We start from the raw sequence: 13357 nt of genomic DNA, 5'->3' as shown, positions 1-13357 counted from the left end.
AAAATAATACATAATTTGTAATTAGTGATCAGCAAGGGTATAATTGATGCTCATTTAACTTTAAAAGCCTAAATATGACAGATAAATTTAGTTACTACTTGGAAGACAATAATGAAGTTAAAAGCATGGATCATTTTGCTGCTTTGCAAATAAGTGAGCATTCTTTTAATGAATTGGGTCTAGATGGTTTAAAAAGCCAATGGAGAAAATTAGCGACAGAGTTTCACCCAGATAAAAATGGCGATAGTCAGCGTGCTGGGATAGTATTTCAAAGAATACAGCAAGCTTACGAAGTTTTATCAGATCCCATTAAACGTCAACGCTACTTATTGGATAAAAAAGTAGAATTTACTTTTGATGTCAATTTTGTTTATTCAGATATTGATATTTTGCTGGCAGATCTCAATATAAAAAGCAATCAACTAGATGGATTAATTAATCGATTAGATAGACTAAATAGACCAGCACCTTCTTTAGACCCCAGTAGCGTACGTTTTTTAGAAGTTCATGATAGTTTGGAACAAATAGCTCTGGACTTGAGTAAAATTTATAAAGGTTCTTTTGTAACAGTAGATGTTATCAACAAACAATCCCATCTATTTTCTCAGATTGAAGAGCAAGCCACAACTGGAGGCGAATTTTACGCACTTAATTTAATTTCTAAGAATGATCCAATCCTTTCGCAACGAAGGTTTGATTATATGCAAAAAGCTGCAGCAAAGGGCCACTTAGTCAGTTTAGCACATATGACTAATGCTGTATTTGCAGGACATTTTAGACCATTAGAAGACTCAATCAAGTGGGGATTGAATTGTTTACGATATTTAGAGGAAATAGTAATACCCAAACTTGAGATAGATGAGCCATCTTCAGAAACATTGAGCCATATCAAAGAACAATTAGCGTCTCTTAGAGAGCGACGCAATGAGATTTTACCTGTGGTAATACCTAGAGAAACTAAGACTTTTAATGAATTAGTCACTCAAGTAGTTGAGTACAGAAATAGGCGTGGAGGAGTAAGTTCTGAAGATTTCAAACTTGATTCGAATATGATTGATCTATTAGAAAAAAATCAACCATTGCCTTCAATTCGATTGATTCATACAGAAGAGCCTGTGCAATCATTACCAATTAATGAACATGATTTATTAGTGAAAATTTATGACAATTTTGCCCAAAAAGTGGCTGAATTGCGAAATGCTCCTAAAAAAAATCAGAATGCGTTAAACGTAGCTGAACAATTAAGAATTCAGTTAGCTGAGGCGACTGATACTTATAAAATCAATAAAGCAAATGCAACGATGACAAAAAAGCAAGCAAAAATAGTATTTATGGATATAACAACCACTGCAATAAATAATGCCGAGTATTTATTAGAAAAAGAATTAGGATGGGGGGATTATCTCACCAATCTTTCAAAATCATTTGCTAATGTATTTATTAGTGCTACTAATTCGGTAAGAAAATCATTTGGTTTTCAATCTCAATTTACACTCTTTGCACTCACTAAAGCTCCTTTTGTTCCTGAGGTAGAGAAAATGCAAAATGATTTGTCTGAACAATTGTCTCCAAAGTAAATTAAAATAATCCTCAATATGAGCGAACCCTATTTCAAACCAGGGTTTGCTTAAGCATATACATTCATTCTCATCCTCTGCCTTATGTAGGACTAGGAGTAATATCTGTCTTGGTAGTGATTTCTCCATGGGAAGGGGGAGTAGCTTGTTGAGTACCATATATCATTCTTGATACGGGGCTCCAGAAAAAAGAAAAGGTTCTTGAAAATGCGCTACTTGTTTCTGCTGCTACTGTTTCTGAACCTTGATTTTTTTTGCTGCGATCAATGACACCAAAATGTTCAATAGCATGTTGTTCTGCTAATTGTAAGAATGAACCTATTTCACCAATAGGAGGAAGAGCTTGAGGTCTGTCTTTATAAAAACGCTCCGCAGCGGTTACGATTAATCCATTAGCGAGTTTTAACAAATCCAGTTCATCAACTTCAATTTTATCACTAGGAACTATACTTCGTAAGGCTGCCAAGTCATGGATAAACGTCTGAATTTGTTGGTATAGCTTTGCAAAATCTTCAATAGCATCAGCGAATTGTTCTTCATAGCTTTGGATGAGTTGCTCTAGGCTGTATTTTTCCAGGCCATTCCCTGTCAGTTTATTATAGATATGGGTTATTTTAATTTCGGAAGGATAGTTGGGGAGTGTTTTATATTCTTCGGAATTTATAATTTCATTTAGAGCTATTAATGAGCTATTTTCGACGTGATTTAATTGCATCAATAATGCACTAAAAAAATGAGTTAAGTGATTATCCATTGATTCTTGTAGGTAATTAAAGTCTTTTTCTAAACCTTGAGATTGGGTAATCAGGGTATGGTTTATACTGGTGAAACTTAAGAGTAGAAGTTCCGCTACAAACTGTTGAATCGTTGAATTATCCGATGCAGAGAGCTCTTTAAATTTAGTCAAAATATTAATAATAGCTTCATACAGAGTTTCTTTTTCTTTTTGCTTTTCAATGGGACACCAATCTTCAGTTAAGTATTGTTGGCTTACTTGACGAATCACTATACCAAATGTTTCCAACACATTTTTGCGAGTAATTTCATAATCTAGAATAGATGCTTCTTTATGATCTATTTTTTTTATATTTTCTTCTAAGATTAAGCTTGCAGTATTAATCATCTCAGCAGGATTTTTTCTTTCAGTATCAAGACCAAAAATTTTAAAAAAATGTGTCTGCATTAATAATGCATGTTCTTCATTAACATAACCTGAGTATGTGACAAAGATATCATTGAAAAGACCATAGATATGTCCTTTGAGCAGGGCTCTACGTTGATTGATGAGCCCCATGTAGGAATAATGGGTTGAGTTATAAGCATCATAACCTATTTGATTTTTGGCAATTGCTGCATAAAGTGTTCGTAGAATAGTAGGAAAATCGAGTGCGGATATATTGATTAGATCCATTTCAATAGGGCTGCCCAAATATTTTCTGCCTAAAGCGCTATGTTGATTAAAAATCTGAATGCCATCATTAAATTCGACACCCTGTTTTCTTAAGAAATGAAGTAGCTTATAAATCATTAATTTTTGGACATGGGTGGTTTTATAGCCATCAGGGGAAACTATTATTCCCAGTTGGGAGCCATTATTTCCGCTTGAACCTGTTCCATGATGTCCTGGCATAGAATAACGAACAAAATTTTGTTTTTCTTTAGTGACTATTTCAGGAAAAATCGGAGTAAATCCCCAATCAGAGTGTTCGTTTGTATAATAAATTAATTCAGTATTTTTGATAATTTCAGGTAATATAAAAAATCGCTCGTCATACCAAGTAATAGGGAAACAGTCTCCTGGAACAGGATCTATACCAAAAAGATTTATTGAGGTATTAGGTAGCGATGTTTTTAGTTTATTAAACCACTGTACTTGCTCGTCTTTGGGGATTAGATTAATTTGGGCTTTTAGCGGTTCAATAATATCTGGCGTATTATTGGTCGGAGTTCCTTTGCGTCTTTTGGTTTGTTGTTCGGTTAATTGCTTTAATACTTCATCCAAAGTAGCGCATGTATCAATAATTTTTTGTATGGCTTCTAATTCATGAGCTATTAAAATTGATTCAACAGCACCTCTACTATGAGCGATTATATTGATTTGTGTCTGTCCGCGGCTGATTGCATGTAGAGTTGCAGCAAGACCCAAGGCAATTTTCTCTCCTACATTGGCCCCATCAGTTTTTGGTCCATTAATTACAGTAATTTCATCTGCTTGAAAGGGATAAGGATTCTTGGCGTCTACTTTTGTTGTTTTAGCAGGTGTATTTGTTTTAATTAAAGCAGAAACCACACTTAACGTTTCTCCTTTAGGATAATCTTTTACTTTGGCTCCTTTTGTATAAGGAGTGGGTTTGGGGGTCTTTTTTAAGTCAGGAAAAAAGTCAGTGAGTGTTCCTAGCATTGTCAGTGTGAATGATTGTTTTTCAATTTTACTGTCCATAGTAGTTGCCTCATATTGACACAATGAACCATTATATGCATCATTTAATATAAAAATAAACAAAGTACGTTCATTTTTTGCATTAAAAGAGGTACATTTGAATTATTATTTAATCCTTTATTTTCATTTTTAAATCAATGCCATACTACATTTCATTGCATCCTATGACCGTTGATGCTATTTCCAGTTTAAAATTAGAGGGGGCTTATGAGAGGTAGGTAATGTATGGCTTGATGGCCAGCCAAGAATAATTGGAACTACGGCGGTCATTTTTTTAGGTATTCCCAACTCTTTTTTCCATTCTGGTAAATTTAGTGCTGGCACTGAAAAACCAATAACGCAAGTAGCAAGACCATAAGTAAGGGCCGCAAGCATTAAATTTTCAGCAGCTAGCCAGCAGTCAGCGTTAACAAATGTTCCTTTAAAAGTGCTGCATATAACAATTAAAGTAGGTGCATTATAAAAGACATTGAATTCCTCTTGTTGCACTACCTGCAAAATATGCTCTTCTTGTAAGTCAAATTTTTTCTTTTTTTCATCCATCGTTAATTGCTTTGCGCTTTCTGAAATACGATCTAATAAAGACTTATTCTGAATGACTACAAATCCCCTGGATTCTTCGTGAAGTGCTGAAGGAGCATGTACTGCTGCATCTAAAAGCTGATGAATAATTTCTGAATCTACTTTCTTAGATAAATAATGACGTACCGCTCTGCGATTATACAGAGCATCCATGATATCAATTTTATAGCGATTTATTAATTCTGGGCTTTCCATAACTGCTCCTGGCTTTAGTATCTAAGTGTCTATCAAGTCCTATTATAGTTATAGCAAAATTTAGAATGCTGGTGAGGAAAATTTCTTTTTGAGATGTAGCTCTGAGAGCCTGTGTTGTCTTTTAATGTTCATTATAAAACCTAGTTTTCTTTAGGAACAAAAAATAATATTTTTTTCTAAATGAGAATGATTATCAATTTCATTTGTGTTAGGATTCGTTACTTTGAAGTGATCTCCAATAGAGCGTTTTTTAATTAATGAGTTGGTCAATTAGATTTTTGAGGGCATGTGACACATCATCTTGTTATGACAAATAAATAACTTCATGTGTCGTGAGGTAGAAGTAAAAATAATAAGTAGAGGTACCCTAATGATGTATAAAAAAATGATATTGGCTTTGGTTTGTTTGTCAAAAACACTTTATGCAGGACAAGAGCAAAAGTTACAGCATCAAATCATGCAATTACAAAAGCAAACCCAAGAATTACAAACTCAACTTAATGCATTGCAAAAGCAATTAGTTGCGCAAGAGGATCATAATTTGGCTAAAAAAAATAAAAAGACAATCAACAAACAACAATTTTCATCAAGTGTTGCTAAACAGAAAAATAAAAAACAGCCTCAAAATCATAAAATGATTAAGTATCATTCATCTAATATAACAGTACATACCCCAGAAGAACATCCTGAGTTCATTGGATTGTATCCGACAGCGTTAGTCGCAGATGAGCGAGTAGTTAGTTACATTGCAGGGACTCCAGTCGTTGCATCCCCTTACCTAGGATCTAGACCTGCATTTGATGGATCAGACTATATAGTGAATATTTCAAGTATTAATCGTGATGTTCGTTTAATGCAACAACGTCGACGTATGTATCGATACTATCAAAACATGGGCTATCCTATTCCGGAAAGACCTATAATTGCACTCAGTGGTAAAGCAGAACCGGTAGGAATGCTCAATAGTAACTATGTTGGCGATAGCAATGTTGATTTGACTTTAGGCTCAAGTGAGGTAGATGTTGCGGCCGCTCTTAACCAAAATGTGGAGGCATATATTGCAATTGCCTATGATCAAAGCCCACCAGAGGTAGGGCCTAGAGTCAATAATTCGGCATTTAATCTGAATATGGGTTTTGTGAACATTGGAAACTTAGATAAGACTCCTTTTTATTTTACAGCTGGGCAATTATATGTACCTTTTGGACGTTACTCTAGTTCTATGATCAGCGCTCCATTAACGTTAAATCTAGCACGAACTAAAACAAGGCCTTTCATCTTAGGTTATAAGTCTCAAGGAGATACGGGACCTTTTGCTGCAACTTATATTTATAGAAGTGATACGACTCTAGGACGAACTGGAGTAGGTGGGGTAAACGCGGGCTATAGTTTTGCATTTAATAAAATTAGAGGTGAAGTAGGAACAAGTTATATTAGCTCTATTGATGATGCAGCCGGAATGCAAAGTACGGCAGCTAATCCAGGCACCTTTGGTGGTTTTGGTTCCTTGCTTAATGGAAATGAATCCGTACGAAAAACCCAAGCTGTGGATGTTTATGGAAATATGGCTTATGACCGCTTCAATTTTGCTGCAGAATGGGTTGGTACCACACAAGCATTTAGAGCGCAGGATCTAAGTTTTAATGGACGTGGTGCAAAACCACAGGCACTGCAAACAGAAATAGATATGACCTTTAAAACCTTCAACAAACCTTCATCTGTAGGTGTGGGCTACCAGTGGACTAAAGAGGCACTCGCCTTAAATTTACCTCAACATCGTTTTATCGGTGTATTTAGCATTTCTCTTTGGAAAGATACTGTTGAAAGTATTGAATATAGGCATGAAATTGATTATGGAGTTGATCAATTTGCTAATGGAGCAGCTCCTCCGGGTCTTGTAAATGCACCAACATTGGGTACAGGTGGAACCTCTGATACTGTATCAGCCAAAATTGGTGTTTATTTCTAGAAATCTTCAGTGCTAAAAGTGTAGGGACAAAAATTATTGTCATTCACCCTGCCTATATGTGCAGTACACGGGTGCTTTTTTTTAATCCGAATGATTCATAAATTACTCGCAATTCTAATAGTGTTTGATGTTAGAATATTAAACAAATGAAACTTGGGGAGGCAGGGAGCATCCGTTGATTAAATACGAAAGGTGGTAAAATGAGTGATATCTTCGATGCAATAAAGGATCTTGAAACTAAATTAATAGAGATTAATAAGGGAAGCTCATTAGTCATCAACACCCAACTTTTCAGAGAAGAGCTTTCAGAACAGTGGTTTGTAAATTTGGATCTTTGGCCAGATCATCCATCGAAATCTAAATCTGTTGCAACCCCAGAGCAACTACAAGAATATTCAAATCAAGTTTTACAGGCAGTTTTTAATATTGCCAATGCAAGCAAAGACGGGTATGTTACTGCGATAACAAATATTAAAATGCTCATTAAATCTTTTAACTCGTTGGATAAATATACCTGGGTTCCAAAAATTGTTGATAATCAAACCTATCAAATAGGAAAAGCCTTACAAAAATTTTTAAAGAAAGCATTGAGTGAAGAACTACTAAGCCAAGTTCCTCAAAGCGTTTGGATGGTGAAAACCGTGGAAGTAAGGGAGCCTGCTAAACAGCTTTTGACGGGCTTGAAAGAAATCCTGGGCAAACGATTAACTATTTATGAGCTCCATTCCAGTTCTGAAAAAATTAAAGAAAATGTAGGTTACTTACAAATTAAAAATGAAAGAAGGACGCTTTGGAGACAGCAAGCGACAGTTTTGTCGAATAATAACTCCGAAGCTCAGCAGCTTTTCTTGAATGTTAGTACGACGATAAATCAAATGTTGCCTACTGAAACAGATCAGTTAGAAGAATATCATCAAAAACTTGAAGAAATGCGCCAGGCTATGAAGAAAAAGCTTGAAGAATTAAAAGTAGCAAAGCAAGAGTTTGATACATTTAATCAGGGATGGAAAGAAGATAATGAAAAAATGAAGCTTCCTAAAATGATTAAGACGTCGCCATTTATTCGAGCTTTAGCTTTTAACGATGAAATTGAAGCCAAACGGGAATGGACCCGATTGTTTAATGATATAAAGGTAGAAAGTGAATTATACAATGAGCGTATTGGGGATGCTCTATTAGCAGATTTTGAAGTAGGTGGTAAACTTCTCAATGAAACCGATTTCTGTAGGGAAATGATCTTAGATTTTATTAATGAGGAAAGCGGAGCACTTTACACACAGATTAAAGAGGTAATTTTGTTGCAACAATATATTGAACAATTAAAAAAAGGCGATGTGGCATTACCCACTATTGAAAAGCCCTCTTCTCTTGGGGGTGAATATCCTGCAATAAGCTTAAACATTATTTTATCGCAGGAAGACGTACCAAGTAAGCGATTAGCAGCAGATAAAGAGTCTTATACTCTTGCAATCAAAGAGCTTGATGCGTATCAACAACAATTGCTTCAACAAAAAGAAGACTTAGAATTTCGGTATCACAAAGGAAACCCTTTGCCCTCTGAGGCTAATGATTCCCGCTTTAAAGGAATTTTTATAGAAGTTCGTAGGAATGAACAAGAAAAATTATTACCTCAAATTCAAGAACTGGGGTACCAAATTAATGCTGTTAAAGAATTAATACAAAAAGCAACACTTGAAGTAAAAGGCTTGGAACGAGGTTTGATCAAATTAAACCGAGACGAGGCTTTAACTATCTCCACTCGTCGTATCCAAGAAACACTTCTAGGGTTAGAAGACTCCCAAATTAAGCTGAGTAATGCTGAGTGTGCAGATACACTACACTACCAGAAACACTTTAAAGATACTTCTAGTATTACTCAAACCTATGATTCTCACTTTAAATTTATGACAAAAAACATGAGTGAAATTCAAAAGGAAATCGAGCATGAAACAAGTTCAAGCGAAAACCTTATAGAAAAGCAAAAGGAGCGCGAGAAATTTTTAAAAGCTGCTAAGGACAAATTAATACAATTTAAGAAAGATTTGGATGAAAGCCCAGAACTTTATATTCCCTCTGCTAAGATTCCTAAAAATGAGTTAATTAATTGTTTGGAATGCTCCTCTTCAACAGAGTTAATGCAATTTTTTGATCAACTATATACACATGAAGAAAATGCAAATTCATGGGGTGGTTGGAACTTTACCCGTTTCAAGGATTACTGGAATCATAATACCTCTTTTCTGGCAGAAAGCGATTTGGAATATGATTTATCGACAACCTCAGAATACATTGAAGGCAAAATTCAATTTATTGAAAAAGAACTTGCTGGCACGGAGAATAAGCCAGAGAGCGTATGGATTCCGGAGAATAACCTTTGGAATCTACAAAAGTCTTATGAAACTATTATTTCTCAAAAACATCAAGATGAAAGTCGATTATCACAGCTGCAAACTGAGCAAAGAAAATTAGAAGCTGAAAAAAATGAAAAATTAGAGCGCTTGAATACTGAATATGCCCCATCAAAACAGTTGTTTGAGAAAGCAAAATTGGCTCATCAGCTCTCTCAATTAGCTAATAGTCAAGCGGTTTTTGCACTAGATATTCTTAAGCTTGATTATGCGCTTACTGATATTGAGGAAAAAGAAATAAGTTTTAATAAGGCACTAAAAGAGTTTTCTCAGTTTAAAAATGAAGATCTCATCGCACAAATAAAAGATAGTGAAGAGGAACTTAAAAAGATTAGTGACTCCATAAGCCAAGCACCTCACAAGGAAAAATCAGTTAATGAATTGGTGAAACACGTAGAATCTAGTATTCTCTATTTAGAAAAGGAATGGGAAAAAGTTTTTTCTTTTGCTCTGAGCACAGTACCTCCTACAGAAATTAATCCAGAGCAGTATCAAGAGCTTCAAATGTTAAAAAGACAGATGTATGCCTCTTTGGAAGAGAAAGGGCTCAACGCAACATACACAATGTTGAACGCTAAAATTACGGACCAACAAATGGCGCTGCTGATAATCAAAGAACTTGTAGAAATTCAGATTAATAGCGCTAGATTGTTAGATAAGGCAGCTTTAATCGCAAGTTCCAGTTCTATCGATAGAAATCAATTGTATGAAGAAATTAATCAATTCCAAGCTCAGATAGAGGGACGCATGACTGCAATTAGTGAGTTCCAAAATGTTATTGTGAACGAAAAATTTGCTGCAACTGCTCAAATGCTTCAAGAGCTTACTCGAATAAGAAATATCCTAGAACATTTAGAAAAATTGCTAAAAATTAATGATATCTACTCAGGATTTGTTAAGAGGATTGAAGCCTGCAAGCCGGACATGGTATTAGTGCGAAAGAAGTTACTGCGAGAGATTGAGGCCTTTACAAATGGAGAGTTGGGAACCTCTTTAATCGAGATTCGTAATAACAATGATTCTACTGTACAAAAAGAGCTTGCACTAATACTCAAAATGCATAACAAAATTGATTTCTTTAGCTGCCTTTACGCCCCTAATTCTCTTTTTGAAGAAATGGAGAAAGAAGAAGATAAACAAAATATCTTTAAGCAATTAAACCAAGTAATCGATGAATATAAAATACTCATCCAAAGATATAATGAATTGCCACAGAAAGCAGTCAAAGTAAAACAAGCACTTTACATTGATATTATAAACTTTCAGAGCAGTGAACTCGTTACTACTCTAGAAGAACTCCGTAACAGTGACGATTCTGAAATCCAGGGAAAAATGAATCGCATTATAAGCTTAGAGTCTAATCTTGATGAGTTTAAGACAAATTATAATGAGAAGGAAATCAAGAAAGAAATCGAGTTTGATAGCGCTCGCTCAAGCCTAGGAGCAAAATACTTTGGGACAAAATCTATTTTTGATAATTATCTACAGGAGCGGGCAAATACATTCTGGTTTAAGGATTTTTTAAGCTCCATTGCTGCTTTTGCACTAGGTTGTATTGGTTATAAAACTGAGGCGCAGCTTAGACAAAACTACCTTGATGAACTGCAAACTTCTGTGCAGGTATATCAAGAAAGCTCTTGTGAGAATGACACTAAGAAATTGTTGCAAAAGATAAATTATGGCCTTAGCCGATTCTCACCAAGAAATAAAGCAGGTGAGGAGGGCTATGATAAATCCCTACATGCCAAATTGAGTGGGTTTAAAAAAGAGGTTAAGTTTGTACAAGAAAAATTTGCTACTAATGAACCAAAAGAAAATAAATCTCTTTTGGGAGTATCTAGTTTTTGACAAACTTTTTGAAATGAGAATTCTATTTATTCTTCATTTTCCATATCCCTTGCCAGTTAGGCTCAGGAGGGTGCTCTTTGAGTATCTTGCAACGCTTGATATAGAGCTGGGATGGTTTGTCTTCAGGATATAATATTAAAGCGTTCTGGAACGATAAAATGGCCTTGTCCCATAAAGCCTCATTATAAAATTCAATCCCATTGTTGAAATGATTCAAAACATCAATCTGATTTGGGAATGAGTGCTTATCGTGAAAATCAATAATTTCATAAATTGAAACTGGATTTACCTTCCCTTTAACAATAACCTTGTCAATTTGTCTTGTTCTATAAGTAGACTTTAGTTGTTGGTAAGTGAATTCACTAATTAAAATATGAGCGCCGTAGTATTTACATAAACTTTCTACTCGTGAAGCGAGGTTAACCCCATCCCCAATTACAGTAAAATCCATTCGTTTTTCGGAACCAATATTTCCTGCAACAATCATATCCGTATTAATACCAATGCCATGTTTAATTGGTACTAACCCTTTTTTATTTCGTTTCTGATTGAAATGATTTAACGCTTTCATCATAGCAATAGCAGCCCGAACAGCACGATCAGGGTCATCTTCATGAGGGAAAGGGTTGCCAAAAACGGCCATGATGGCATCACCAATAAATTTATCCAAGATGCCGCTTTCTTCATGAATACAATCGACCATTAGTGAAAAATATTTATTCAATACCTTAACTGTTTCCTCAGCTCCGAGTGATTCAGATATAGAGGTAAAATCTCTTATATCTGAGAATAAAATGGTCGCAAGAGTATTTGTCCCACCAAGAGAAAATTCATTGGATTGTAGTAACTTTTCTGCCAGATCAGAACTCATATAACGTGACATCGTTGCCTTCATACGTTTTTCTGAGCTGATGTCTTCAATAATCATAATCACACCTAAACGTTCTTTATTCACGCTGATTAGTGGCACTATATTGACATTAGCTGTAATTTTAATTCCTAGAATATTCAATTCTATATCCATTAAGGTATCATGATTTAATTGCGAATCATGACTATTTATCGCCATAATTCGCTCAATTAAATTATTTTTATCATCCTGAAAAAGAATGGAAACATGCTTAAGAATCAGTTCCTCAATATTAGATAAATGTAATAATTTCATCCCTGCTTTATTACAAGTGACAATCTGGTTCGTCTCATTAAGAGTAATAACTGTACTTGTCATACTTTCCAAGATACTTTCGTTGTAGGTTTTTATATTTTGAACTTCTTCAAATAACTTAGCATTTTCTATAGCAATTGAAATTTGCGAGTTGATAGCAACAAGTTGATATTCATCGTCAACAGTAAATTCCCCGTGTTTTTTATTTAAAACCTGAGTAACACCAATTATTTTTCCACTCTTATTTCTAACTGGAGCAGAGAGTATTGATCGCGTAAAAAAACCGGTTTTTCTATCAAAAGAAGGGTTAAAACGCAGATCCACATAAGCATGAGGAATGTTTATTATTTTACCTGTTATAAATGTAGAACCTGCTATTCCTAAATGATTAGGAAAACGAATTTCCATCTTTTTTAAACCAATACTTGCTTCTGTATATAATTCAGCTGTTTTATCATCATTAATAAATAAGGTAGCTCGTTCGGCATTCAGAGCTAAGGTTATAGTGTCAATTATTTTTTCTAAGAGTGCCGAAAGATTAATTTCTGTAGAAACAGTGGATATGGTTTCTAATAAATGCATATCACGTTTGTGTGACTCTTCAATTTGTTCTATTGTTAATTTATTTTGAATCGCCATAGCTGCATGTTCCGTCAAAGCTTCGACAATTCGCACATCAGAATCATTAAACTCCGAATCAATCTTATTCAGCATTTGCGTCACACCAAGTAATTTTCCTTCCATACTTTTTAAGGGGACACATAAGACGCTTTTAGTTTGAAAACCCGTAATTTTATCAATATTTTTATTATGTCTTTCATCAAGTTCAGGATGAGCAACACAGAGCGATTCATTATGTGTAAACGACCAACCTGCCAAACCTGAATTATTCAGGATTCGTATCTCAAAATTCAGATCTCCTTGGGCTATAAAAGAATAAAGCTCACCCGTTTGTTGATCATTTAGAAAAATCGTGCCTCGTTCACAACCAATAACACAGGAAGTTACATCAATGAGCATGGTTAAGATCTCTTTAAGATTGGAAGTGTGTGCTGTATCTCGATAAATTTGAAATAGCAATTTATAGAATTTTTTTGATTTCATATTTTTAATCGACAAAGTATTATCCATGCTATTTCTCCAGAAAAATAGGAGTCATCTCAAGCATTTTCT

Annotated in this window: 6 protein-coding genes; 3 read left to right on the top strand and 3 right to left on the bottom strand. The window is 34.8% G+C overall.

Annotated features, from left to right (window positions below; genetic code table 11):
- The first annotated feature begins 74 nt into the window (after positions 1-74).
- Positions 75-1577 (top strand): J domain-containing protein, encoded by a 1503-nt coding sequence (locus Lsan_RS01410; RefSeq protein ID WP_058512756.1) that lies wholly within the window; start codon positions 75-77, stop codon positions 1575-1577.
- 82 nt (positions 1578-1659) lie between these two features.
- On the opposite strand, the gene Lsan_RS01405 is transcribed toward Lsan_RS01410, so the two are convergent.
- Positions 1660-4017, bottom strand: coding sequence for a hypothetical protein (locus Lsan_RS01405; RefSeq protein WP_058512813.1), 2358 nt, complete (start codon positions 4015-4017; stop codon positions 1660-1662).
- Positions 4018-4194: 177 nt separating this feature from the next.
- Positions 4195-4794 (bottom strand): nitroreductase family protein, encoded by a 600-nt coding sequence (locus Lsan_RS01400; protein ID WP_058512755.1) that lies wholly within the window; start codon positions 4792-4794, stop codon positions 4195-4197.
- A 370-nt stretch (positions 4795-5164) separates the two neighbouring features.
- Between Lsan_RS01400 and Lsan_RS01395 the strand changes: the two genes are divergently transcribed.
- Positions 5165-6763, top strand: a complete 1599-nt coding sequence (locus Lsan_RS01395) for an LbtU family siderophore porin (RefSeq protein ID WP_058512754.1) — start codon at positions 5165-5167, stop codon at positions 6761-6763.
- Between the two features lie 200 nt (positions 6764-6963).
- Positions 6964-11019 carry a coiled-coil domain-containing protein gene (locus Lsan_RS22800; RefSeq protein WP_237762006.1) on the top strand — a complete coding sequence of 1352 codons (4056 nt, stop codon included), beginning with the start codon at positions 6964-6966 and terminating at the stop codon, positions 11017-11019.
- Between the two features lie 22 nt (positions 11020-11041).
- Here the strand turns inward: Lsan_RS22800 and Lsan_RS01385 are convergent, their stop codons facing one another.
- On the bottom strand, positions 11042-13315 hold the full coding sequence (locus Lsan_RS01385) for an adenylate/guanylate cyclase domain-containing protein (protein ID WP_058512753.1): 2274 nt from the start codon (positions 13313-13315) through the stop codon (positions 11042-11044).
- Positions 13316-13357 lie beyond the last annotated feature (42 nt).

The organism is Legionella santicrucis (assembly GCF_001468135.1).
Classification (GTDB): Bacteria; Pseudomonadota; Gammaproteobacteria; order Legionellales; family Legionellaceae; genus Legionella; species Legionella santicrucis.
The sequence above is the reverse complement of the archived record's forward strand: the minus strand, read 5'-3'. Positions and strand labels throughout refer to the sequence as shown.